Origin of the sequence: Erwinia sp. BNK-24-b (assembly GCF_047456155.1) — a bacterium.
In the GTDB taxonomy this organism is placed as follows: Bacteria; Pseudomonadota; Gammaproteobacteria; order Enterobacterales; family Enterobacteriaceae; genus Erwinia; species Erwinia phyllosphaerae.
On the sequence record NZ_CP179901.1, the window covers coordinates 3,983,782 to 4,008,278 of the forward strand.

A 24,497-nucleotide genomic window follows, 5' to 3' on the forward strand; every position below is an offset into this window, starting at 1 on the left:
GATGAAAATTAAATAATTAGAAAGTCGTCGTACGAAGAATCAATAGTTTTCGCTGAGTTGGTCAATACGATTAAACATGCTTTGATACAGGCACTGCTTGTCCTCACCACATTTTTCGCGCTGTTTTATCCAGGCCTGCTGAGATTTCACCGTATTGTTAAAAGCCTGCTTATCGTCCACCTGCTTTAATTGCCATTTGGCAGCGCCATAAGCATCGTTAACGCTCATATCCCATGCAGCTAAATCAAATGAGCCACAAATCGTTTTTTCGTCGACTTTTGTTGCTTTATTACACTTAAAAGAGGGCGACGGTAACGCATCAGCAGGTAATCTTTTTAAGGTCAGAATACTGCTCATATTGCCTGACACCAGCAGCGTATTTTTATCTGCCACAACCAGCCAGGCTTTGATGTTGACTCCCTCATCGGCGAACTTTCCCTGCTCGCAGCTAAGCATCATCGGTGTAACCTGCTGGCTTCCCGGGAATGCAAGATCAAAATCTTTAGCGACTGGCTTCGCCGGTGCCGACTGGCGATTGCCCCTGGTCATTTCAACAAGTTTATCAAGCGCCATAGTCGGGCCACTGTTGATTGCTGGTGTTTTACAATCTGCCACAGTACTCATTGGTGAACTGATTTCGACGTTGCTTATTACTACGCGACGGCCAACCAAAAAAGGATCATCCGGTATGCCGTAGTGTGTGCTTGTATTCCAGTCATCGATACCAACATGTTCTATTTGCCAGTTGCCGATAAGCGCTGTCGGCAACGTTTGAGCTACTGCGGTGTAGTCCGCTGTCAGTAAAAGAGCCGCTAAAATAATTTGAATACGCACATAATTTCCTTCGGCTTTTATTAATTTCAGTTTGCAACTACAGATTTGCGAATATAGCAACGATATAAGGCTTGTGTATATTAATACCGTGCTTCCTTCAGCAGCCAGAACATAACGTGTCTGTATTATCCTGCCGGTAACAGTGGAGTAAAAGTACCGTCAACCTGGGTATCTTTATCGCTAAGCATCTGCTTTGTTTTTTGATCGACGTATACACTAAAAAGACGATGTTCAATGGCAGGATCGCCCGGACAGCCATCACTGTGTTTTTCTACTATCTCGACCAAATCAACACCAGGCTCGTCATTTTTCGTCAGCAGATAATCAACACAGCCCGGATCGGTTACCAGCTGGCGAGCCTTAACAATGTTTTCTACCTGTAGCAGCGAGCCATCTTCCGAAGGCTGCTGCTTTTCTGTTTGTGGCTGTACGCTATGTTCTGCTGGCTGCGCTACCACTACTTCTGGCTTCGCGTTGTTTGTTACAGGCTGCTGTACCGCTTCTGGTTCTGGCTTCGCGTTGTTTACAGGCTGCTTTACCGCTTCTGGCTTCGCGCTGTTTGCAGGCTGCTGTACCACTTCTGGCTTTATGCTGTTTATTACAGGCTGTGGTTTCTCAGTTTCTGATTGCGCATTACTGCTTGCAGGCTGCTGCTTGTCTGTCTCTGATAGCGCTTTATTTTCCGGTAGCTGCTGCTCGCGCTGGTACAGTCGCCTGAGGCTACCAAGCGAGGTTGCACCCTGTGAACCAATTTTTTCAGTCAGTGCCTGATCCAGACGTAGCGTTTGTTTTTCTTTATCTATAGAGAAAATTATCGACTCTGTAGCCAAAGCATTGGGAGACTGCGCTAAATAAATGACCCCGACTTTAATCTGCGGCTCTTCATCTTTTGATAAAATGCCTACTGCGATGGTCTTATTACAGACTTCCGCTTCCCAATCAGCCTTTCCTATCGTTGGCACCAGCAGATCAACTTTTCCGGCTTGCGTCGCCCAGCTGACAAAACAGATATTAGTATCTTTATCACTGAAGCCTTGGCCGGTAATAAAATCACCCAACTTTTTATTATCTGAGGTAAGCGAAAAACTTTGCTTGTCCAGAGGAGCAGCGTTCTCAATAGCGAGCTTCTCTCCCTCTTCGTAAACAGATTTTTCATAAGAGGTAACGCTGGTTGCGCCTAGCGTCACGCTGGCGCTGGCAAAAAAAGGAATGTATAAAAAAAGAGAGAGAAGCAGACGGCTCATTTATTTTTCACTGGTATTTAGTTATTGTGATTTGTGCTCTGATATTTTTTTCGCATAACGGCGACAGTGTTTAAATAAGAAAACAAATCGAATTAACGTATCGAATTTAACGCTTACCTTAAACTACAAGGGAAATATCAGCTACGATAAATTTCAATATAGCATAAAAACCTCAAACTTATTTTTTCAGGAAAATTTTCTACTCAGGTATATGTTACAAGTATTTTTACGGTTAGTTTAAGGAGGAAAAATGACTAATTAACCATATCTAAATCTTTAATATTCAAATACCCTTTTACTTTAGATTGCGAATCTGGCTGAGACGCATCATATAATGAAACATATACCCAATTATTATTAACGGTTCTAATTTTCACTAAGGGTTGAGATACAGGTTTATCAATAACATTATCGCTCAGGCTTTCAGGCCTGGATTTTAAAAAAACGTCTCCGTGCCCTTCTTTTACTGTGAACATAACTGAATATGGTTGTGGGTCGCAGCCGGATTTCAATTCAAGTTCTTTTATATCAAAATTATTTACTGAAATCGGTTTAAAAGAACTAAATTTCGCATAAGTCTTTTTGCTGTCACATTCAGCAATCACCATTTCATCAGAAAAAGTCAATGTGCCGGCCTGCTCTGTATGACCCTCTTTGAACTTAAAAAACTCTTCAGGAGTATCTTTAAAATTACTCTTAATGAATTTTTCAGTTTCTTGTAATTTGAAATAATCTTTCACCCCGTTCTTCTGTTTAACATCATAAAGGTAGTATGTTCTATTTTTTTTACCATCCGTTTCGAAAAACCGCATCATTATAAGCGGTGCCTTTGGACTTCCTTCATCTGTCCATTGTGGGAACCAATAAGCCTGTAAGACACCTGTGGTACTTTGTTGATTGCTCGCAAAAGCAATTGAGCTAAAAAAGAATAAACAAACCGAAACCAAAGCAGCGATTAATAAATTAAGCTTTTTCATAATTTCTCCTTAAATTTTATTCATATTGCGAGCTTATTATTAATTTAAAATTTTCAATGCCATTCTTTTGTAAGAATAACTTTAGCTCTTTTAGTTTACCGACACTTCCTCCGATAAAATCTATCGCTTTTGAACTACCAATCAGAAGGCATCCATCAGTATGCTCGGGTTTATTTCCGTTATGTATTAAAATATAACGGGTTAAAGAAACTTCTGAATTGTATAATTGTGGGAAGGGGCTATATGCTTTAATTGACCCTTTCATGGTTGCATGCCATTTAAGATGATAAATTCCTTCCGGAACCCTTAACCTTTTATTAGGCGTGGTCGTATCAGGGCCAGGCCTTTCTAACATGTAACCGGAAATTTTTGTACCCGGGATACTATAGCGTGAGATAGTCGATTTTTCAGTCTGTAATATTCTTTTAACCAGAATGGTTCCTTTCATAAACAAATCCTTTTATATCAAAATGATGCAATCCCCTGCTAAGGGGATTGCAATAATATTAAGCTTCTTTATTCTCTTTGATATTCCAGCCAGCGCTGCTTTCTGCGCCTTTACCACCGGAAGAGCTCTGCTCCCAGTACTGCTGCTTCACTTTAGAAGCCTGGAAGGAGTAGCTCATGCCAACGGTGTCGCCGTTGTCTGCGCCAACGTACTGCACGTTAGTCACCAGCACGTCTTCCAGCGTAATGCGAGAATATTCAACCTGAGAGCCACCTGCTTTGCAGATAGACAGCTCAACTTTAGTGATGTGCTTGCCGCTGGCGCAGTTTTTCAGCAGTGCGGTAGTAGACTTATCGATCAGCGCCTCTACGTGCAGATCGTTGAAGTTTACTTTACCTGCACCGCCGCCGCCGCCAACAGACATGTTGCCAGGCTGAGAAGCGCCCCAGGAGAAAGAAGTGATATCGGTCCAGCCGGTGTGGTTAGAATCTTTAGATTCACCGGTGACGCCGTCAACCTTCATAAACATATCAATAGCCATTATTTTCTACTCTTTATTGATTTAACATTTTGCTTTTAATAAAGCAGCGACAGGACAAAAGAAAAGCGGGGAGAACAAGTCGCCCCCTTTTCCTTCGCCTATTTCCGAAGATTCCCTAAGGCTTCATTCAGAACCAGGATTGCTCGCTCCGGAGCATAATTTTGTCAGCAAAAGCGCCGCGTTAGCGGCCAGCGAGAGGTCGCTCACCGTAAACGTTGTTAAGCCGCTTTGCCGTTAAGCATCGTCACTCTTCAGTGAAGGCAGCTTAGAAACCAGGCGCAGCGAAACGGTCAGGCCTTCCAGCTGGTAGTGCGGACGCAGGAAGAATTTCGCGGCGTAGTAGCCTGGATTGTCTTCCAGCTCTTCCACCAGCACTTCGGCAGCGGCCAGCGGCTTGCGGGATTTGGTTTCCTGCGAGGAGTTGGCCGGATCGCCATCCACGTAGTTCATCACCCAGTCGTTTAGCCAGCGCTCCATCTCTTCACGCTCGCGGAAGGAACCGATCTTGTCGCGCACGATGCACTTCAGATAATGCGCAAAGCGGCAGCACGCGAACAGGTATGGCAAACGCGCGGCCAGACGGGCGTTAGCGGTTGCATCCGGATCGTGATATTCGGTCGGCTTTTGCAGCGACTGCGCGCCAATAAACGCGGCGAAGTCGGAGTTTTTACGGTGTACCAGCGGCATAAAGCCGTTTTTTGCCAGCTCGGCTTCACGACGATCGCTGATGGCGATTTCGGTCGGGCATTTCATATCCACGCCGCCGTCGTCGCTTGGGAACGTGTGACAAGGCAGATTTTCCACCGCGCCACCGGACTCCACGCCGCGAATCGACGTACACCAGCCAAACTCTTTGAACGAGCGGTTGATATTGGCGGCCATCGCGTAAGCGGCGTTCGCCCAGGTGTAGTTGTTGTGGTTCGCGCCTTCGGTTTCTTCTTCAAAATCGAAGCTGTCGACCGGATTGCTGCGAATACCGTAAGGCAGACGCGACAGGAAGCGCGGCATCACCAGGCCCAGGTAGCGAGCGTCTTCCGACTCACGCAGGCTGCGCCATGCGGCATATTCGCTGTTCTGGAAGATTTTGGTCAGGTCGCGCGGGTTCGCCAGCTCCTGCCAGGATTCCATCTGCATCACTTCCGGCGCGGTGCCGGTGATGAACGGGCAGTGAGAAGCCGCGCCGATACGCGCCATCTCGCTCAGCAGCTCCACATCCTGCGGGCTGTGATCGAAGTAGTAATCGCCCACCAGGCAGCCAAACGGCTCGCCGCCAAACTGGCCATACTCTTCTTCATAGATCTTTTTAAAGATAGGGCTCTGATCCCAGCCCACACCTTTAAAGCGCTTCAGGGTGCGGCCCAGCTCTTTTTTAGAGATGCTCATAAAGCGAATTTTCAGCATCTCGTCGGTTTCGGTGTTATTCACCAGATGATTCAGGCCGCGCCATGCGCCTTCCAGCTGCTGGAAGTCTTCGTGATGAATAATCTGATTGACCTGTTTTGACAGCTTTTCGTCAATTTCGGCAATCAGCGCCTGAATGGTGCGATAGGCATCGTCAGAAGCGGTAACGGTGTTTTCCAGCGCCTGCTGTGCCAGCGTTTTTACCGCACTTTCCACCGCCGTCCGCGCCGAGTCGGTCTTGGGACGAAACTCTTTGTTCAGCAGCGAGCTGAACTCGTCCTGGCTCCAGGCCTGCTGGCCCTGCTGTTCAAGCTGGGTTGGATTCATTACGCATCCCCCTCTTTGGCCGCGTCATCAGCCTGCTTTGGCAGATGGCTTAACGACTTCAGCAGCGTTGGGTCCTGCAGGATTTTGGCAATCAGCTCTTCCGCGCCGTTTTTGCCATCCATATAGGTCAGCAGGTTAGAAAGCTGAGTACGCGCGTCCAGCAGTTTGTTCAGCGGTTCGACGTTGCGCGCCACGGCGTCCGGCGAGAAGTCTTCCATGCTGTTAAAGGTCAGATCGATATTCAGGTTGCCTTCGCCGGTCAGGGTGTTCTGCGCCTGGAAAGCCACGCGAGGCTTCAGCGCCTTCATGCGTTCATCGAAGTTGTCGATATCGATTTCCAGAAACTTGCGCTCGTCAACGGGAGGCAGGTTGTCGACCGGCTTGCCGACCAGATCGGCCATCACGCCCATCACAAAAGGCAGTTCGATTTTGCGTTCTGCGCCGTAAATCTCCACGTCGTACTCGATCTGTACGCGCGGCGCGCGGTTACGGGCGATGAATTTCTGCCCGCTGGATTGACTAGCCATAATATTCTCCATTGGTATGCGCGTTGGGGAGTTGTTTTAGTCGCGACGGCCGAAAATGTTTTCCAGCTGGTGTACGCCGTCCGGCGCGAGGTCGCGGATAATGCTCATAAAATCCATTTCGATCATGCGCTGCACGCGATCGATCATCAGCGGTGCCGGATGACTCGGTTCGTGCTGCACAAAATACTGTTTTACTTTTTCCAGCATCAGCTGAGCGTCAGCACGGGATTCCGGCTGTACGCTGCGCCAGTCGGTATGCGCTGCTTTCACTGGCTGCTGCTGAACGGGCGCGCCTTCAGCTTCTTCCTGCGCGGCTGGCATCAGGGTGGCGAGGTCGGTCATTTCACAGGCCTGGGCCACGGTATTAACCATTTTCAGCAGCTGTTCCATTTCCGGGACGCCGCTTTCGCCCAAATGCTCGCTCAGCGTTTCACGAATAGTTTGTAAACGCTCACTTATGCTGAGAATAGCGGCAATTCCGGGCTGTTCTCCACGAGCCAGCTCATCCATTAGCCGTGCGCGGCCGCCCGGGAACTCTTCACATTCGCTTTTGCTGCCGTCGAGCAGCGCACAGGCGTCGCGTAGCGAAAGCTGGTCAGAAGCGTTACGCAGCAGCGGAGACTGGCGCAAAGCCACCGTCAGCGCTGACTTATCACTTAAAGCCGCCAGCGCGTTGATGCGGTAAAACGGGTCATAGTCGCCGTCTTCGGTCAGCACCGGCCACAGCGGTTCCCAGTACAGCAGCAGCGACTGCTTAATCAGTTGCAAACCATCGGCGTAGCCGTTTAATCCGCGCAGCTGCGTCCAGGCCTGGGTCAGCGCCAGCATCACGCGCAGATCTTTAGTGCGCGTCAGCAGCCCGCTGGCCAGCTTCTCGACCTTGTTCCAGTCCGCCGGTTCGGCAGGAATGATGGTGTCGCCAAACTGCTGCTCCGCTTTGCCCGCGCTGGCCTGCTCCATCGCCATATAGTCAGCGTCATATTCAAGGTTTTCCCCGCACGGCTGGTCGTTGCCAATCGGTGCGAGTAGCGCGTCAAGATTCATATGGATTCCTTATTCAAACATCGGCGGATAAAGCCCGTGGCGTCCCGGCTTCGCGCCAGCGGCGGGATCGAACAGCATGCTAAATAGCTGTCCGGTGAAGTTGCCGCTGTGAACGTGGGTATAAAGCGGATTGCCGTCGACCTGGTTAGTCCACCAGAAGCTGGTGTAGTGCTGCGGGTCAAAACAGTCTGAAACGCGACGCCAGCTCAGCGTGCTCGGCCTGTCCTGATAGCCAATTACGTCCAGAATTTCCGACTGCCTTTGCGGCACCGGGGCCAAAGGCAGCGACAGCAGCGCCTGATCCAGCTGCGCGGCGGGCCAGCTTTCGCGAACGGCATTCAGCAGGGTTCGCCCCAGCTGCTGATACCACTCGCCCGCCATCGCCAGCTGCTGCTGCGCCCACTGCGAGGGTGAAAAGGTCATTAGCGCGCACAGGGGATAAAGCCGACCAACGCTGTCGCGGGACGGGAGCAGACAGCCCATCTGGATTTGCTGGCTACCCAACATTGGCGGCACCACAAAATTCCACACCGGCGCGCTGGCAAATTGCCTGTCGTCCTGTCTGTCGCTCTCCTGACGGTGTAGCAGCCCGACCTGAAACCAGCTCGTCCACTGTTGCAGCAGCGCCTCCGGAAAGCGGCGTTTTAAAAAGTCACCGCCGCTCGGCAGTTTTCCATACCAGCAAGGTGCGGACATCGGGTTATCTCTGTTCATGGGCAGGCAAAACCGGGCAGCTGGAACGGGTTACGAATGCTGTTCGGCGTGAATTCGAGCGTGACGTGGTGGCCGCTGACGTTAAACGAAGCCTGACGGCTCAGGCCGCTGCTACCGGCGGAAAGCTGCGCGCGGTCAAAGAAGCGGTTCAGCGCCCAGGCACCGTTGGTCACCAGCGTCGCCGTGGTGCCGTTGGCAAGGCCAAGCTGTAAACGAACCTGGCTGGTGCCGCCAGGGCCGGGCCAGCTCATCAGCTGTACCGCCTGCGGGCCGTGGCTGTACTGCAACAGCTGGCCATCCACATCCAGCGTCATGGTTAAAATATCGTTGTCCATCTGGCCGGTACGTACCGTTACGCGATAAGAAGGCGTGGTAGCACCGTTAGCAAAGAAGGCGTCACGGATGCTCTGCGCCTGCTGGAAGGGCCGCAGAACGCTTTCGCCACCCGGCAGCGTTTTGCCGTCAATGCCCGGCATAAAGCGCCAGTTAGCCTGGGTGGTATCAACTTTGTTCGCCAGGTTGTCACGGAAGAAGCTGTCCATCAGGCCACTGCCCGGCGCAAACATGCGTGCCAGATCGTCCGGGGTCACTTCCGCACGGGCGGAATGCGTCAGCGGATAGCGTCCGGCAATCGCCTGACGGCAGAAGCTGCCAACTTCCACATTGATACGCTTGCGAATGTTGTCCATATCGCGCAAGCGCGTATCGCTGCTGGCGCCCACGGCCATACTGGTAAACATGTTCTGTAACGAACCGGGCAAACGTCCTGCGCTGGCCTGTAAGCGAGCAATCGCTTCGCCCGCTGGCGGCGGCATACCGCTGTTGGCTGCGTCCTGTACGGCAGTCAGATAGCGATAGAGATCGTCGATCTGATGCAGGAAGTCGTCAAAGGCAATGGTCTTGCCGTCTTTCTCCAGCGGCTGCGCCAGCTCGGTAATCGGTGCGAAGTGAGCGGTCACTGACTGTTCTGGCGTCTGCGGCTGTTCGGCGGCGGTCGCGACCTTACGCGAATGGAAGAGTGCTTCCAGCGTGCTGCTGCTGCTCTCTTTGTCCGCTTCGCCTTGCTTCTGCGCTTCCGGCGCGGCCTTATCCAGCACCAGATAGTGGCTAAGGTTTATCACCAGCTTGCGCAGCGGCGAGTTATTGCTGGAAAGCAAACGCGCCGTGTTGATACGCTGCGAGAGATCCGCGCTGTTGTTCAGCTGGATATCCTGTAGCAGGCCATCCCACTGGCGCATGTAATCGCTCATATAGAGCTGGCGCACGGCGTAATCGGTCTGCTGCGGCGTTTCGCCCTGCACCGTTCCGCCCAGCACCCACTGGTCGTCGTCGTGCAGCGATTTGGTCACTTCCGCAATGTTTTTATCGAAGCTGTTCCAGTAGCCTTCCGGCGTAAACAGGCCCGGAATGCCCTCGCCAATCGACTTACCGCTTTTGCGTGAAAACACCAGTTCGCTCTGCGGGCCGCCCAGCGAGGCCAGCGAAACCGGCTTCAGGCTCTCATCGTTTTCCAGCAGGCGCTTGAGTCGACCATAGACGCGCTGGGAACGCGGCATCTGGTTAATCAACGCCTGCTCGCGCTTTACCAGCGCGTCATCCCTCGCGTAAGGCGAAGCCTGAATCTGCGTTTCCAGCAGCTGCGCCAGGTGCCAGTCGAGCTGTTTGGTTTGCGCCTGCGTCACGTTCTGCGGCTGGTTGCGCCTGATATTCAGCATTACCCAGGCATGCAGGAATTTGCCGTCATAGTGCTTCGGCTGATAGAGCATCTGGTAAGCCTTCAGCGCTTCGTAGCTGTAGTCCGCGTCGCTGCCGTTGTCATTGCGCAGCCAGGTCGTTATCAGCTGCGCTACCTGCGGCATCAGCAGCTGCTTCAGCGATTTCTGGTAGAGCGACTGCGTGGCGTCGCTGACCTCTTCGCCGCGATACAGCCCCATCCGGCGCGTTACCGGCGGATTATTCAGATCGAAATCTTTGCTGTCCGGCAGATGCAGCACGCCGTTCAGATACGGCAGCAGCGAATAGAGATCGGCGGCCTGCAACTCTTTGCTCAGCGCCGTGACTTCCGGCACTTTGGCCTGGACTTCCGCCAGATAAGCTTTGTTGTTGCGATAGCTGGTGCTCCACAGCAGCGTGGCGATGACCAACGCGCTCGCCAGCAGAATATAGCCAGACCACAGCACCGCGCGGTTACGCAGTTCCCACCAGCGGTTACTGCCCGCCAGGCCAGCTTCCTGGAAGATGACGTTTTGCAGCAAATCCTTCAGGAAGAAGCTTTGTCCTTTATTACCGGGGATAGGCGCGGCTTTATCTACTTTGTCCCAGGCTCCGCTGCTGCCGCCTTCGCTTTCCGGCAGCTGTAGCGTGCGGCTCAGCTCCCCCATTACGCGGTCAAACGGCAAACCTTCCTGCGTGCCGCTGGCAAAATAGATGCCGCGCGGCGAAAACTCGGTTTCAAAGTTAGAGCGGCTAAATACCGTTTCCAGGTAATCTTTAAGCAGAGGGCGTAACGCCGCGAACTCCTGCGGGAACAGATAGCTTTCCGCACGAGTTTTGGCGTCGCTTTCCTGCATCAGCGTGTCCGGCAAACCGGCATCCAGACGCTGTTGCAGCAGCGCGTATTCCTGAGTAAAGGCGCTGAGCAGATCGAAGTCAGCCTGCTTTGCGCGCTCCCACGGAAACGTAAAGCCCCAGACCTGATCGCGCTGCGCTTTGTCAAACTTGCTGAAATAGGCGCGAAAGCCTTGCAGCAGGTCGGTTTTGGTTACCAGCACGTAAACCGGGAAGCGAATGCCAAGCTGTTCGTGCAGCTCCATCAGACGCTGGCGCAGGGAAAGCGCCTGCTGGCGAGAAGCCTCTGCCGACTGGGTCATCAAATCGGAGACGCTGACGGTGATAATGACGCCGTTAACCGGCTGGCGGCCACGGTATTTCCGCAGCAGCTCAATGAATTTATGCCACTCACCGGCGTCCTGCTGCTGTTCGCTTTCCTGCGTGGTGTAGCGGCCAGCCGTATCCAGCAGCACCGCTTCGTTGGTAAACCACCAGTCGCAGTTGCGCGTGCCGCCAATGCCGCGCAGCGCCGCCTTACCGAAACGATCGGCCAGCGGAAATTGCAGTCCGGAATTGACCAGCGCCGTGGTTTTGCCCGCGCCCGGCGCGCCGATAATCATGTACCAGGGAAGCTGATACAGATACTGACGGCTGAAGCGCTGCGTCCAGCGACGGTTGCCCGCGCGGCTGAAGTGCGCTTTTTTCAACAGCTCGGCGGCCTCGGTGAAACGTTCCGCCAGCACGCGATCTTCGCTGGTCAGGCGCTTAACGTTCACATCGTTCTCGTCCGGCGCGGCGTTCAGGCTGCCCATCAGCTTGCGGTTGAGCCAGGCGTTATACAGGCGCGGCACGACGTTGCTCAGGCCCCAGGCGATATAGAGCAGCGCGATACTGATCTGGCGATTGACTTCGGGTTCCAGCGGCCGGGAATCGACAATAGAGAACACCGGGCCAATCACCCAGATAATGAATGACAGCGCGGTGATGCCGATAAAGCCCCACATCAGCCGGTTGGTCATAATGGCGAACAGAATATTCATCATCCGTTAATTTCCTTGCTGCGACGTCAGTTCCGCGCGGGTGTTATCGGGAGAAACCAGCAGCGTGATATCGACGCGGCGGTTGCGCGCGCGGTTGGCGGCAGTCGTATTAGGCACCAGCGGATTGCTTTCACCCCGCCCTTCCGCCTTCACGCGTGCAGGCTGGCTTAGCGTCTGCTGCAGGCGTTCCTGCACCGATTTCGCCCTGGCCAGCGACAGTTCATAGTTAGAAGCGAAGCGAGCGCTGCGGATCGGCACGTTGTCGCTGTAACCAATTACCAGGATGCGGCCGCTGACGTTGTTCATCGCCTGCGCAATGCGGTCTAACACTTCTTCATAGCGTCCACGCACGGCGGTAGAACCCGATGTAAACAGGCCATCGCCTTTCAGCGTCACCACGCTTTGATCCGCTTCGTCTTTCACCGAGACCAGCCCTTCGTCGATTTCCGGCTTAAGGAAAGCCTTCAGGTTTAGCGCGGGTGGCGCAGGCGGCGCGGGATTGTGAATGGTTACTTCAGGCAGCGGCGTTTGATAGACCGCCGCCAGGACCGGACTGGTGGCGTCGCCGAGCCGCCAGTTCAGCAGGATATAGAGCAGACAGGCCAGGAAACCGACCAGCGCGGTGCAGGCCCACAGCGGCACCACCGGACGCCATAGCTTGCGCGTTACCGGATGATCTTCAGGATGCACAGAAAGCGGCGGCGCGTAGCCGCCGCGCACCGAGCGGATCATTTGCAGCAGACGGCTTTTAATCGTCTCCAGCTGCGAACGCCCGTTGTCCAGCACGCGATAACGCCCTTCGAAGCCCAGCTGCAGGCAGTAGTTCAGCAGTTCCAGCAGGACTATCTGCTCGCGCGGATTCTGCGATAGCTTGGCCAGCAGCTGGAAAAACTTTTCGCCGCCCCAGGTTTCGTTATGAAAGGTGACCAGCAGCCCCTGGCCTGGCCAGACGCCACGGCTGCCCCACGGCGTCAGCGCCGCCGCTTCGTCAATGGCGGTACAGAGGCAGTAGCGTGCGCCGATAATCACTTCATAAGGCAGTCCGGCGCGCTGGCAGCTCATTTCAAACTGGCGCATTTCGTCGATCAAACGCTGGCGCAGTCCGGCAGGATCGGCATGGGTAACCGAATGGCGGATCTGCGGAATAGCGTTCAGCAAAGGGTTAGCGGCCGCAACCAGCGGATTCAGGCTGCTGGCACCCTGTACGGTGGCCTGTCGTTGCTCCATGTTTGTTGCTCCTGACGTCAGGCTGAATGACTACGAATGGCCCAAAACTCCATGGCAAGTCCCGGAAAATCCCCGGCGAGATGGAGTGCGAAGGTGCCGGATTTTTCCATTTCCTGCCAAAGCTCGCTGCCCTTATCCAGCTCGAAATAGCTGTAGCCGGCGTGCCACGGGATCTGCGGCGGCGCAACCGACATTGCGCGCAGGATCATGCCCGGCAGCTGCAGCTGAACCAGATCGCGGATTTTAGTCACCGGCGCGACCTTCATCTGCGCCGGGAAATGGGTCAGCAGCGTATCGGCCGGCACGTTGGCCCGTACCGCCAGCACAAAGCCAAACTCGCGTACCATCGACGTTTCGGGCACGGTAGCCACGTTCAGGCCGTGTGAGCGTTCGGTCAGCGGTAGCTGAATGGCATTCTCTTCCAGCACCTGCGATAAGCCCTGGCGCAGCATCAGCATCAGCTTGCCGAAGCACCATGCCAGGTCGTCGTGGTCATAAACCGGCAACGACGCATCAGGAAAACGCTGCGGCGTATAGGTTGCCAGCTCGCAGGCAAATGCCAGCCAGTTGGCGAACAGCTGTTCAGGATGCAGCAGCGGCAAATTTCTCAAATGGCTAACGTGGCCCAGATGGTGGTTAACCAGCGCCAGCAGCATAAAGTCGAGCATATCAGCGGTGTTGAAGCGGCCCGGCTGCTGCAGGCGCTGGCCAATCTGCTGGCTGCGCTGTTGCAGCAGGCCCGGCATATCGTTGAGATAATCGTAAAGCTGCGGGCTGGCGGCGCAGTTCAGCATTGGCGGAATGTAGCTGTTGTCCAGGCGTACCTGGCCGTTGCGTTTCTCTACCACCTTCACTACGGCCATCGCCGTCCATTCGGCGGACAGCTCGCTTTCCAGCATCAGCCGCAGGCGCAACTTGCCAAACTGCACGGCAGCCGGACTGACCGAGAGCGCGTTACAGTCGTCCACTTCCTGCTCGAAAGTCACATAGCGAGCCAGCGAGTCGGCGGTCTCAGCAAAGATAACCTCTTCACGACCGTTGCGGCGCGCGGGCAGTGCCAGCACCACCTTTTCTTTGCCCTGATTCTCAGGAATAACCAGCGGCGGCGGGCCATCACGTCCGTTACGAAAAGAGAAAAAGGTGCCGTCAGGCAGCAGCCCGCTGGCCGAGCTCAGCGCAATTTTTCCCTGGCGTAACATGGCCTCGTCAATTTCGCAGTCCAGAAAGCCCCACAGATAAGGCCGCTGAGCCTGTATCTGGTTATTCAGTAGACTTTGCTGATAGCTTTCCGCCTGTTGAAAATGGTGTGGCCGCAGGAACATGCCTTCGGTCCAGACCACTTTTTCTGCTTTGTTCATAAAGGGTTCCGTTTGGGCATCAGTGAACGGCGATCAGGCCGCTGTCGTTAGCGATAAGGCTGGCGCGCAGCTCGTTATCCGTCTGCTGCCAGACCGATTGCTTTTCCGCGCCCACGGGCAGCGGCAGCGCAAGACGCCATTTTTTGCCGTCGAGCGTCTGATATTCCGCCAGCACGCCGATATAGCGAGCCTCGGCAGGAAGAGGGCCTTGCAGGGTTTTATTGCCTTTTCCAGGCATCAGGAAGAGTTGTTCGCTGTTCAGCAACGCCCCGCCTAACAGGGCAGAAGTTTTGTTTTGCAACGAATAAAAATCAGCAGACATGAAATCGGCATCCGATCTCAGCAGCAACACGCGAACCTTAAGCGGCGCGCCGTTGTTAACCTGCGGAGAGTTTTGGAAGACCAGGCTGTAATGAGTGGGTACGCTGTGCGAAGTGCAGCCTGTCAGCACGCTAAATGCCATCAGGAAAAACGCCTGAAAGCTCAGGCGTAAAAAGTTTCTGTTCATAATTACTGGCCGTCGGCCCGTTTATTAATCGATAACCCAGGTTCCGCTGTTGCTGTTCTGGCAAGCTTTGCTGTCGCCATCTACCGCCACGCAGGTTTTTTTCGCCGGTGCGCGAGCGCGCTTGCGGCGTGAATCTGCCTTAACGGTTTTGTCGTACAGGTCGCTTTTGACGACCGCGCGCAGCGGCACGTAGCCAATCAGCTGCTCTTCACCCTGTTCAGCAATGGCAAACCAGTTGTTTTCCACCGCGCCTAAAACGGTATAAGGCTTGCCGTTTTCCAGATGGCTGACCAGCTTGCCGCCGAAATCAGGGCGCGTCATGACCGAAGCGGCATACAGCGCGCGGTACTCTTCACCCATCGGCGTAAAGGAAGTTGGCGGCTGTACCGCATGGCGGTAGGTCAGCTTTACGCCGTCTACGGTGCTGGAAACGATAGTGTCGTCCGTTACTGGCGGCGGTGGCGCTTTACATCCCGCTACCGTCAGAACAAAAAGCAGACTTAATGCGATTTGAATTTTCACCCGGGTCCTCATGAAGTGTTGGTTGAAAAAGGCGTATACAGACATGCGTGTCGGCCCGATGGTTACCGCGCCGAATAAAAAAGGGTCTGGTTAGCGCTGGTTGCGCCAGAGTAATAAAGAGTCGTTTGGTCCAGCGCGTTACGGCTTTCATTAACAAAACCGTAAGTTGGCGTTAACCCGCACAAAATGGGCGGGCTAACGATTAGCGGATTAACTATCAAGCAAGGTGATGGATTTTTCCGCTATCACATAAATAAATTGCGTCGCGTAGGCACGCCTTCAGGCATTTCCCCTACCTTCGGGTTTTGAAATCGAGTAGGTTTGACACACTTTTTTTCAGACTTTCTTTATTGATTATTTGCAGATATTTCATAGTAGCAATGCGCGTAAGCTGAGAAAAACGTTCATCTTTACGCCACGCCGCGCGCCACCATAGCTACCGCACGAGCCAGCACTGAAGCAGGCTGCCCGTAAGAATGTAAGCATTCGAGAGAAAATTTGCGGCAAGTTTACAGAGTCCTTCCAATTATTCAACGCTTGCCACAAACGCGCAAAAACGTTAGCGATTCTAATGTTAAAAAATAAAGTAAATTCTGTCTGAATGGCGGGCTTTTTCCAGGAATTTTCCCTGTCTGGTGACGAACCGTTAACCTTAATAGCAAGATAAGCTACTAAAATTAATTTTTTTAATAACTAAATATTATAAATGCGCAGGCGGGGCTGGCACTAGACTTTGGTATAGTCGCGCGAAGTAATTTTGAGGGAAAAATAAAAAGGATAATGTATCGCTGTTTGCCAAACTGGCCGCATAACAGCGATACCAATGCCGCACATTTGATTTTAGAGAGGGATAAAAACCAAAAAAGGCAAACTTAAGCGTTAAGAATATCTTGTAGTTCAGAGAGCGTAGCGACCTGCCAGTCTGGTTTAATGCCCTCAGGTAGAGGACGGTTATCCGCATTTAGCCAGCAGGTTGCCAGTCCGGCACGCATGCCGCCGAGGATATCGGAATCGGGATTGTCACCCACCATCATCACCCGCTCACGGGGCGGCTGGCCCATCTTTTCCAGCGCGTAGTCAAAAATGGCCGGATGCGGCTTGGCGTGACCAACCTGTTCCGAAATCACCAGCAGATCGAAATAGTCCAGGAAGCCGGTACGCTCCAGGCGAACCTGCTGTAACGCCGTAAAGCCGTTGGTAATAATCCCCATCTTTACTTTGCCTTTCAAACTGTTAAGCAGATTGACCGCGCCGGTCAGCGGCAGGCAAAGCTCGCCCATCGCGCTTAAAAAGCCGTTATTCAAATCAAGCGGGGTAACGTTTAGCTTGTCTGCCCAGCCTTGAAAACGCTGGTGCTGAAGCTGCAAGGCGGTGATCGCCCCGTTCTGATACTCTACCCACAACGGCTTATTAACAGCCTGATATTCCTGATAATCATCCGGCGAGAATACCACGTCGTACTGTTGAAAAAGACGCTGTAAACCGGCGAACGCATCAAAGTGAAACAGCGTGTCGTCGGCGTCAAATAAAATCCAGTCCCATTCTTTAAGCATGCCTGGCCCTTAAATTGTTAGCGCCATAATGATGGCGTCTTCTTTCCCCTCGGCGGTGGGATAGTAGTTGCGGCGAACCGAAACCTCATTGAAATCCAGCTGCTGATAAAGCGCGATGGCAGCATGGTTCGAGGCGCGAACTTCCAGCCACAGCGTCAGCACGCCGCGCTGTTCAAGCTCGGAAATCAGATGTTGCAGCAGCGTGCGGCCAAGGCCCCGACGCTGATATGCCGGATCGACGGCCAGGTTAAACAGCGTGGCTTCATCCAGCACAACCTGGGTGATGGCGAACGCCGCCATTTCCGTGCCGACATCCAGCCGATAGTTCAGATACCGTTCGCCCTGATTGCTGGCAAAGGTTTTTTCACTCCAGGGAAAAGCGTGGCTGCGCTGTTCAATGGCAAACGCACGGTCAAGATCTTGCGCCGTCAGTAAAGAAATCGGATTCATAGTGGGAGATCTGCTGCCATAGCGCCCGTTTGGCGTCGGCATTGTGATAAAGCTCCGCCAGTACGGGCGAAGCGAGTTGAGAACCGTTAACCGCTACCGGCACGTTTAGCCCCAGGCACCAGCTGATACAGCGGGTTTCATCGGGCAACATCGCCAGCTGGTCGGGCGTCAGCGCCATCACTTCGTGCTCGCGCACCAGCATGGCGGCAAGCACGTCGCGGATTAACGGATCGCTTAATGGCGGCGGCACCTCAGCCACAATCAGCAGTCGCGTCTGCTCCGGCAATGAGATGGATACCTCGCCGTGCAGCGCGCGCGGACGCCGCAGCGTATATTGCGTAATCCCCATCTGCTGTAATAACCAGTCACGTCTGGAAGACATCATTTTTCCCGTCTGGTCGCCCAATTGCGACGCTATGCTAGCAAACCCATCGAATCTGCGCCAACAAACCACTATAATCGCCGCTCTGATTTGTAAGGAGCCACCGATGTCCGCATTTACCCCGGCCAGTGAAGTGATACTGCGCCACAGTGATGAATTTACTCAACGCCGCGTGCTGTTTGCTGGCGATCTGCAGGATGACCTGCCCGCCCAACTGGAAACCGCGCTGAGCCGGGTACATACCCAGCAATATCATCACTGGCAGATCCTCAGCCGTACGATGGGTGAACATGCCTGCTATGGCCTGGTGGCGACGCCGGAAATGGTCGCCGACTGCGACACGCTGGTCTATTTCTGGCCAAAGAATAAGCCGGAAGCGCTGTTCCAGCTGGAAAACCTGCTTTCTTTACTGCCCGTGGGCAGCGAACTGTTTATCGTTGGCGAGAACCGCAGCGGCGTGCGTAGCGCAGAACAGATTGTAGAAGGCTGGGCGAAGCTGAATAAAATCGACAGCGCGCGCCGCTGCGGACTTTACCATGGTCGTCTGGACGAGCAGCCGACGTTCGATGCTAAAGCATACTGGAATGAGTATGAGCTGGGCGATCTGACGATCAAAACGCTGCCTGGCGTCTTCAGCCGTGACGGTCTGGATGCGGGCAGTAACCTGCTGCTTTCTACGCTGACGCCGCATATGAGAGGCAAAGTGCTGGACGTAGGCTGCGGCGCAGGCGTGCTTTCCGCCATGCTGGCGAGTTTCTCGCCGAAAGTGCGACTGACGCTGACCGACGTAGGCGCGGCGGCGGTGGAAGCCAGTAAGGCTACCCTGGCCGCTAACGATTTGCAGGGCGATGTTTTTGCCAGCAACGTTTATTCCGAGGTGCAGGGCCGTTTCGATCTGATTATCTCAAACCCGCCATTCCATGACGGTATGCAGACCAGCCTGGACGCGGCGCAAACGCTGATCCGCGGCGCGGCGAAGCATCTGAATATGGGCGGCGAGCTGCGTATTGTTGCGAACGCCTTCCTGCCTTATGCCCAGGTGCTGGACGAAACCTTCGGCAGCCATGAAGTGCTGGCGCAGACGGGTCGCTTTAAGGTTTATCGCGCCGTCTGGTCGCGCGCGGCAAAAGCTCAGCGCTGATTCGCGGTTTTTTGCCTCACGCGGATGCCGGATTTGAAGCGAGGGGAACACGGGTCGATCGGAAAGCGTATCGCGGCAGGGACGCCGCGCCCCGAACTGCCAGGGATGGCGTCTTTTGTGTCTTTCCGAGCGGCCCGGGTTCCCTGAGCCTGACGCTGGCGCTGGCAAAAAACGTGGCCTTTGTGTGCAGAGTTCTACACGAAGAACGGGTGCGTTCGTAAAATGCCGCTTTTTGCAGCGATCGCCGCAGCAACGTTAAATAACTGTTGACGCGCCGGGGAAAATCTCTAGAATGCGCCTCCGTGGTTGCAATATAACGTTGTTATGTTGACGGTACGCGAAGGTGGCGGAATTGGTAGACGCGCTAGCTTCAGGTGTTAGTGTCCTTACGGACGTGAGGGTTCAAGTCCCTCTCTTCGCACCAAAAACCACGTTATTCATGTTACGCGCACTGCGCGAAGGTGGCGGAATTGGTAGACGCGCTAGCTTCAGGTGTTAGTGTTCTTACGGACGTGAGGGTTCAAGTCCCTCTCTTCGCACCAATGCGGTGATATGAATAGACAGTTCAACACGATGCGAAGGTGGCGGAATTGGTAGACGCGCTAGCTTCAGGTGTTAGTGTTCTTACGGACGTGAGGGTTCAAGTCCCTCTCTTCGCACCACGTTGAACAACTTTTTCTGCTCTCCCTTCCCTGTTACAATCTCTCGCTGTTAAAGCATATTTTTACTTTCACCGCTCCCTGTTACACCATCTCCTTTACTGTTACCGTTTCCTGTTAAACCATCTCTTTTGCTCTTACCGCTCCCTGTTAAACCATCACTTTTACTCTCATCGCTCCCTGTTAAACCATCTCTTTTGCTCTCACCGTTCCCTGTTAAAGCACCACAATGCTGTTTCTCATTGTGTATTAGCCACCTTTTCCCTGCTGATTCGATCTGTCTGAACCCACTCAATAAAAATTTGCCTTTATTTTTCCATGGCCCTTTTTCGCACCTGTTTTTATCATTTAAAGCATGCCGAAATTAACCGAAATCGCCGCCATGCCGCCGGCCAGCGCAATACAGGAAGGCAACAGCAGATAGTGCCGTAGCCGTTTGTGATACAGCATCACCACGGTCGCCAGCAGCGCGATCACCATCACTATGCGCCACTCGCTGAAAGAAAGATTTAGCAACGTAATCAAAGGGATGATTGCACAAGGGAGCAGCACGCCCCACGCGCTATCAAGTTTTTTGCCCAGCATCCAGCTCACTCCCCATAATCCGCAGGCGGTTATCATTGCCGTCAGCATCGTATCACCCACCCTTCTTAATGATAATGATTACCAATAGCATATAAGAACTTTTATCGTTTTGCAGCAAGAATTGTTTGCCTGCCGTTTAATAATTACGCTTAAAGATGACACCACACTTATTAAGTGTTAAATTGTCAGTGCTTCTGTACCCACTAAAAACCTTATAATAATTACAGCAACTATTCCCGGCTCTGCCTTTTTCCTGGCAACCGTATGCTATTCAGGCAGTCATGAGTAGAAAAGAATGAAATTACAAAGCTATAATGAATTGCTTCACAGCAAATATCGGCTTTCGCTGATGTTATTCCTTGTTTTAAACACCGCTGCGTCTTTATTTTATATTTACAGCAAAAAACAAAGTAAGGGTTTATCCGGCTTTCCTGCGCTAATTATTGCCGCCTTTAGCGCCTTCCTGTTAATCTGGATGCTTTTGCGGCCCAGAGTTAAATTTCCGATATTAAATGTCGCCTCGCTGGCAATCGGCCTGCTGTGGGCGTGGCAAATTGTCCTGACTTTTGATTTAGTCTTTTATTTTGACAACAGCTTTCTGCTGATAAGCCTGTTCAGCGCTTTCTTTATTGGCGCCGTTGCGCTGAGCGATCATCTGCTGGCATTTTGCCTGCATACCCTGCCGCCTTCCATGACGGTTATCGTGCTGGATCGTGGGCAAAATACGCTGCTCATCCTGTTTACTATTCTGCTGCCGCTGGTCGGTTTTACGCTGCATCATATCCTGCAACGGCGGCGCGACCGCTTTACTCGTCGTCTGGTCAGCCAGCTGTATGAAGAGAAGCAAAGCTGGAGCGATTTGAGTATGCTCGACCCGCTGACCGGGCTTTATAATCGTCGCGGCCTGGACAACAGGTTGAAAAATGTTTTTGAAAATCATAGCGGTAATCACTATATCCTGATGCTGGATATCGACCACTTTAAGGCTTATAACGACAACTACGGGCATGCGATGGGCGACCAGGCGCTGGCGCGAGTGTCGATTGCCATTCGCGATGCGGTGCGTTCACGCGACATTGTCGCCCGCTATGGTGGTGAAGAGTTCCTGGTATTGCTGACCAACGTTAACGAAGCCATTGCGATGAAGTTGTCAGAGCGCATCCGCCAGTACATTCAGGAACTGGAAATCCCGCACCTGTTCAATGAGCAGGTCGCCACGCACGTAACCGTCAGCGCGGGTTTTGCGCCGATAGTGGACAACAATTTTGCCGACGCGCTGGCTAATGCCGACCGTGCCCTTTATGTGGTAAAAAATCGGGGCCGTAATGCTATTCTTTCATGGGAAAAATTATCTCATGGAGATTTGGCAAAACCGGCCGATGCGCTTTAATTTCCCTGGCCGATCTGAATCCTCAGATCGGTAAAATCATTTCTCAATTTGTCTTAATTTATCCTGTGTACAGGGCCGGCATTGTCTCGCGAATTAAAACATCGCGCGCTATATTTATTTTGACAGAGACGGTAGCCTGAGGATATTTCCGTTAAGTAAACAGCAAGCCTGTCGTTATTAATCCTCCCTAAGTAAAATCATTATTACCTGCTAAAAAACGAACTAAAAGCAAATCCCCATAATAATGGTCAGGAAATTCTGTTGTCTGTTTACCGGCTATAACGATATTAATTCAAATCGGCATGGCTTCTCTCTGCCCCGCCGGATCGCCACACTAAATGCGGCTTGTGCGTTCCACTACCCTCAGATACAATCAAGAACGATTATCATTTGTTTTCCCACTCAGATATTGCGGAATAGCCCATGAGCACCGTCCGTTATCAGAGCGCCGAGTATGGCTCTCACCCGCTGATATTTTTGCAGAGCCATCGACCGCTGGCCGGTTCGCTACGCGCGCTGTTCAGCGAGCATCGGGCCTACTTTCTCGATACCATCAGGCTAAACGAGGCGGCTCCCGCAGGCTGTATGACGCTGGCGCAGTGGTCGCAGCCGGAGAATTTCTCTCGCCTTAATACGCTTTACAGCGATTTTATCTATCGGGAGCATGGCGAACAGCCAAGGGAGAACAAGCCGCTGCAATCGCTCTGGGCGCAGTGGTATTTTGGCCTGGTTCTACCGCCGCTGATGATGGCGCTGCTGCTGGAAAACCGCGCGCTGGACTGCTCGCCGGAACATATCCACGTTGAGTTCCACGAAACCGGCCGTGCCGCCGCGTTCTGGATTGATGTGCAGGAATATGAAGAGGCGCGTTACCTTAGTCCCCGTCGCCGCATGGACCGGCTGATCCAGCAGTTTCTTATTCCCGCCGTAGAAGGTATCGAGCGGCACGGCGACATCAACGGCAAGCTTATCTGGAGCAACAGCGGATTTGCCGTTCACTGGTTCCTGGGTGAGCTGGCACCGCTGCTTGGGGCAGGCCTGCACGCCGAGTTGGAACACGCCTTTTTCTTTTCACGCTCGCTCTCTGACGGTTCCGATAATCCTTTCTACCGCACCATGCTGCCGCGTGATGGCGAAATGCAGCGCCGCACCTGCTGCCAGCGCTATCGCCTGCCCGCCGTACAGCAATGTGGTAACTGTACGCTAAAGCCGGTTTAATTTTCGCCGCCTCCGTTCCCGAAATATCTCATTTTCCCGTTCCCCGTTTACAGCCCGCTCGTGCTGTGGCAGCTTTATCGGCCTGAATGTAAAGGAGCTGAAGTATGAGCCTGGAGTCTGTACGGCAGTTCTTTGCCGAACGCGCGCCGGATATCGGTATTATTGAACTGGCGGAAAGCACCGCTACGGTGGCGCTGGCGGCGCGTGCGCATCACGTGAAGCCCGGTCAGATAGCCAAAACGCTGTCGCTAAAGGTGAAAAACCAGGTGATATTGATTGTCACCTGCGGCGATTTAAGGCTGGATAATCGTAAGCTGAAAGCGATGCTGGGCAGCAAGGCCCGCATGCTCAGCAGCGATGAGGTAGTCAGCTGGACAGGTCATCCCGTTGGCGGCGTCTGACCTTTTGGTCTGGAAACGCCCTTGCCGGTTTTTTGCGACCTGTCGCTGAAGCAGTATGAGGAAGTGTTGCCGGCAGCCGGTTCAATTTACAGCGCGGTGCGCATTTCGCCGCAGCTGCTGGCGGAACTGACCGACGCGACCTGGGTTGACGTCTGCCAGCCAGCACAATAATCCGGCGATTCGGCAACATGGCGACAGATTTCAAGCCACGTTGCCGGACGCGCTATTTCTTCTGCGCGGTGATCTCAATCCCTCTGGTTTCCTTACCGCAGGCGACAATCAGCGCAATCAGCACAGCAACCGTTCCGGCGACTATCGCCATCGCCAGCCCATAGTTGTTGTTGTGCGCTTCGGCGATATGCGACTGTAGCGTGGCGTTAACCGAAGCAATAAGGTTACCCAGCTGATAAACAAAGCCCGGCAGTACCGCGCGCGTATTGGCAGGTACCAGCTCGGTAAGATAGGTTGGCACCACGCCCCATGCGCCCTGCACCATAAACTGCATTAAAAACGCGCCCAGGCCGATAGTCAGCGAACCGGTTGAAAAAGCCCACAGCGGCAGTACCGGCAACGCCAGCAGCGCGGCAATCATCATCGCCTTCTTACGGCCAATTTTTTCCGACAGCGAACCAAAAAAGACGCCGCCCATCATCGCGGCAATGTTGTAAGCGATGGCAATCAGGCTGACCGTATGCGGATCGAAACCGTGCTGAACCTTAAGGAAGGTCGGATAAAGGTCCTGCGTACCGTGACTAAAGAAGTTAAAGCAGGCCATCAGGCCGACCAGATAGAGGCAAAGCTTCCAGTGTTTGCGTATCACCGGCAGCAGCGCCACGCTCTCCTTCCGCGCTCTGGCGGCCAGCCATACCGGCGATTCCGGCACCTTAAACCAGATAAACGGCAGCAGCAAAATCGGCATCGCGCCAATCAGGAACATCCCACGCCAGCCGACGTAGCTGTAGCAGAGGCCAAAAATGATGGAGGCCAGCAGATAGCCCGCCGGATAACCCGCCTGAAAAATACCGGACATCAGGCCGCGGGATCGATCGGGGATCGTCTCCATCGCCAGCGACGACGCCACGCCCCAGACCCCGCCCATAGCGATACCGTAAATTACGCGAAAAATAAGAAAGGTAGCCAGCGTCGGCGACCAGGCGGAAAGCAGCTCGAACAGCGAAAACAGGGTGATGTTAATCATCAATATGGGGCGGCGGCCATACTTCTCCGCCAGGCGACCAAACAGCAGCGCCCCAATCGGCCTTACCGCCAGCGTCAGCATAATCGCCAGCGAGACTTCAGAAACCCCGACGTGAAAATTCGTCGCGATATCGCTTAAAACAAAAACCAGGATAAAAAAGTCGAAGGCGTCCAGCATCCAGCTGGCAAAACTGGCGAAAGCCACATTGCGCTGTGTCGAAGTCCAGTCAAACATAATGATTCTTCCTGTCTCAAAGAC

23 protein-coding genes, 3 tRNA genes and 1 pseudogene are annotated in these 24,497 nt (G+C 53.4%); 7 read left to right on the forward strand and 20 right to left on the reverse strand.

What is annotated here, in order from left to right; translation table 11 throughout:
• Positions 1-39: 39 nt before the first annotated feature.
• The 17 genes from ACMGGR_RS18275 to ACMGGR_RS18355 form a co-directional block, all read right to left on the reverse strand.
• The gene (locus tag ACMGGR_RS18275; RefSeq protein ID WP_414147514.1) at positions 40-834 is read right to left on the reverse strand and encodes a lysozyme inhibitor LprI family protein; all 795 of its coding nucleotides are present in this window, start codon (positions 832-834) and stop codon (positions 40-42) included.
• A gap of 125 nt (positions 835-959) precedes the next feature.
• Positions 960-2,078 carry a hypothetical protein gene (locus tag ACMGGR_RS18280; protein WP_414147515.1) on the reverse strand — a complete coding sequence of 373 codons (1,119 nt, stop codon included), beginning with the start codon at positions 2,076-2,078 and terminating at the stop codon, positions 960-962.
• A 254-nt stretch (positions 2,079-2,332) separates the two neighbouring features.
• Positions 2,333-3,055: a hypothetical protein gene (locus tag ACMGGR_RS18285; protein ID WP_414147516.1), complete on the reverse strand. Its 723-nt coding sequence runs from the start codon at positions 3,053-3,055 to the stop codon at positions 2,333-2,335.
• Between the two features lie 16 nt (positions 3,056-3,071).
• Entirely contained in the window at positions 3,072-3,503 is a 432-nt protein-coding gene (locus ACMGGR_RS18290) for a DUF5675 family protein (RefSeq protein WP_414147517.1), read from the reverse strand.
• Between the two features lie 58 nt (positions 3,504-3,561).
• Positions 3,562-4,044: an Hcp family type VI secretion system effector gene (locus ACMGGR_RS18295; protein ID WP_414147518.1), complete on the reverse strand. Its 483-nt coding sequence runs from the start codon at positions 4,042-4,044 to the stop codon at positions 3,562-3,564.
• A gap of 234 nt (positions 4,045-4,278) precedes the next feature.
• On the reverse strand, positions 4,279-5,772 hold the full coding sequence (tssC, locus tag ACMGGR_RS18300) for a type VI secretion system contractile sheath large subunit (RefSeq protein WP_414147519.1): 1,494 nt from the start codon (positions 5,770-5,772) through the stop codon (positions 4,279-4,281).
• Entirely contained in the window at positions 5,772-6,299 is a 528-nt protein-coding gene (tssB, locus tag ACMGGR_RS18305) for a type VI secretion system contractile sheath small subunit (RefSeq protein ID WP_246760993.1), read from the reverse strand. Before tssB ends, tssC begins: the two co-directional genes overlap by 1 nt.
• Positions 6,300-6,335: 36 nt before the next feature.
• Positions 6,336-7,343 carry a type VI secretion system protein TssA gene (gene tssA / locus ACMGGR_RS18310; RefSeq protein WP_414147520.1) on the reverse strand — a complete coding sequence of 336 codons (1,008 nt, stop codon included), beginning with the start codon at positions 7,341-7,343 and terminating at the stop codon, positions 6,336-6,338.
• Positions 7,344-7,352: 9 nt separating this feature from the next.
• Positions 7,353-8,057, reverse strand: coding sequence for a type VI secretion system-associated protein TagF (gene tagF, locus ACMGGR_RS18315; protein WP_414147521.1), 705 nt, complete (start codon positions 8,055-8,057; stop codon positions 7,353-7,355).
• Positions 8,054-11,650: a type VI secretion system membrane subunit TssM gene (tssM, locus tag ACMGGR_RS18320; RefSeq protein ID WP_414147522.1), complete on the reverse strand. Its 3,597-nt coding sequence runs from the start codon at positions 11,648-11,650 to the stop codon at positions 8,054-8,056. The genes tagF and tssM overlap by 4 nt, the downstream gene beginning before the upstream one ends.
• A 3-nt stretch (positions 11,651-11,653) precedes the next feature.
• The gene (locus tag ACMGGR_RS18325) at positions 11,654-12,874 is read right to left on the reverse strand and encodes a DotU family type VI secretion system protein (RefSeq protein ID WP_414147523.1); all 1,221 of its coding nucleotides are present in this window, start codon (positions 12,872-12,874) and stop codon (positions 11,654-11,656) included.
• 17 nt (positions 12,875-12,891) lie between these two features.
• A complete protein-coding gene (gene tssK, locus ACMGGR_RS18330) occupies positions 12,892-14,232 on the reverse strand; it encodes a type VI secretion system baseplate subunit TssK (RefSeq protein WP_414147524.1) in 1,341 nt (446 codons plus the stop codon).
• Positions 14,233-14,251: 19 nt separating this feature from the next.
• Positions 14,252-14,743, reverse strand: a complete 492-nt coding sequence (tssJ, locus tag ACMGGR_RS18335; RefSeq protein WP_414148994.1) for a type VI secretion system lipoprotein TssJ — start codon at positions 14,741-14,743, stop codon at positions 14,252-14,254.
• A 21-nt stretch (positions 14,744-14,764) separates the two neighbouring features.
• Complete coding sequence (locus ACMGGR_RS18340) at positions 14,765-15,274, reverse strand: SH3 domain-containing protein (RefSeq protein WP_281434647.1); 510 nt, start codon at positions 15,272-15,274, stop codon at positions 14,765-14,767.
• A gap of 860 nt (positions 15,275-16,134) precedes the next feature.
• A complete protein-coding gene (gene yjjG / locus ACMGGR_RS18345; protein WP_414147525.1) occupies positions 16,135-16,815 on the reverse strand; it encodes a pyrimidine 5'-nucleotidase in 681 nt (226 codons plus the stop codon).
• Between the two features lie 9 nt (positions 16,816-16,824).
• Positions 16,825-17,265: a ribosomal protein S18-alanine N-acetyltransferase gene (gene rimI, locus ACMGGR_RS18350; RefSeq protein WP_246760981.1), complete on the reverse strand. Its 441-nt coding sequence runs from the start codon at positions 17,263-17,265 to the stop codon at positions 16,825-16,827.
• The gene (locus ACMGGR_RS18355) at positions 17,228-17,647 is read right to left on the reverse strand and encodes a DNA polymerase III subunit psi (RefSeq protein ID WP_246760979.1); all 420 of its coding nucleotides are present in this window, start codon (positions 17,645-17,647) and stop codon (positions 17,228-17,230) included. The genes rimI and ACMGGR_RS18355 overlap by 38 nt, the downstream gene beginning before the upstream one ends.
• A gap of 106 nt (positions 17,648-17,753) precedes the next feature.
• Between ACMGGR_RS18355 and rsmC the strand changes: the two genes are divergently transcribed.
• The 4 genes from rsmC to ACMGGR_RS18375 all read left to right on the forward strand — a co-directional run bounded on the left by rsmC (position 17,754) and on the right by ACMGGR_RS18375 (position 19,450).
• Positions 17,754-18,788 carry a 16S rRNA (guanine(1207)-N(2))-methyltransferase RsmC gene (gene rsmC / locus ACMGGR_RS18360; protein WP_414147526.1) on the forward strand — a complete coding sequence of 345 codons (1,035 nt, stop codon included), beginning with the start codon at positions 17,754-17,756 and terminating at the stop codon, positions 18,786-18,788.
• 337 nt (positions 18,789-19,125) lie between these two features.
• A tRNA-Leu gene (locus ACMGGR_RS18365) sits at positions 19,126-19,212 on the forward strand.
• Positions 19,213-19,243: 31 nt separating this feature from the next.
• A tRNA-Leu gene (locus tag ACMGGR_RS18370) sits at positions 19,244-19,330 on the forward strand.
• A gap of 33 nt (positions 19,331-19,363) precedes the next feature.
• Positions 19,364-19,450: transfer RNA gene (locus ACMGGR_RS18375), tRNA-Leu, on the forward strand.
• A gap of 49 nt (positions 19,451-19,499) precedes the next feature.
• On the opposite strand, the gene ACMGGR_RS18380 is transcribed toward ACMGGR_RS18375, so the two are convergent.
• Together ACMGGR_RS18380 and ACMGGR_RS18385 are read right to left on the reverse strand one after the other, a co-directional pair.
• Positions 19,500-19,742 (reverse strand): hypothetical protein, encoded by a 243-nt coding sequence (locus tag ACMGGR_RS18380; RefSeq protein WP_414147527.1) that lies wholly within the window; start codon positions 19,740-19,742, stop codon positions 19,500-19,502.
• Positions 19,743-19,795: 53 nt separating this feature from the next.
• Complete coding sequence (locus ACMGGR_RS18385) at positions 19,796-20,080, reverse strand: DUF1435 domain-containing protein (protein WP_246760974.1); 285 nt, start codon at positions 20,078-20,080, stop codon at positions 19,796-19,798.
• Positions 20,081-20,327: 247 nt separating this feature from the next.
• On the opposite strand from ACMGGR_RS18385, the gene ACMGGR_RS18390 reads away from it, so the two are divergent.
• The 3 genes and pseudogenes from ACMGGR_RS18390 to ACMGGR_RS18400 all read left to right on the forward strand — a co-directional run bounded on the left by ACMGGR_RS18390 (position 20,328) and on the right by ACMGGR_RS18400 (position 23,212).
• Positions 20,328-21,422, forward strand: a complete 1,095-nt coding sequence (locus ACMGGR_RS18390) for a GGDEF domain-containing protein (RefSeq protein WP_414147528.1) — start codon at positions 20,328-20,330, stop codon at positions 21,420-21,422.
• Between the two features lie 423 nt (positions 21,423-21,845).
• Positions 21,846-22,640, forward strand: coding sequence for a siderophore-iron reductase FhuF (fhuF, locus tag ACMGGR_RS18395; protein WP_414147529.1), 795 nt, complete (start codon positions 21,846-21,848; stop codon positions 22,638-22,640).
• A gap of 104 nt (positions 22,641-22,744) precedes the next feature.
• Positions 22,745-23,212, forward strand: a pseudogene (locus ACMGGR_RS18400) (YbaK/EbsC family protein).
• A 52-nt stretch (positions 23,213-23,264) separates the two neighbouring features.
• On the opposite strand, the gene ACMGGR_RS18405 reads toward ACMGGR_RS18400, so the two are convergent.
• Positions 23,265-24,473, reverse strand: a complete 1,209-nt coding sequence (locus tag ACMGGR_RS18405; protein WP_246760967.1) for an MFS transporter — start codon at positions 24,471-24,473, stop codon at positions 23,265-23,267.
• Positions 24,474-24,497 lie beyond the last annotated feature (24 nt).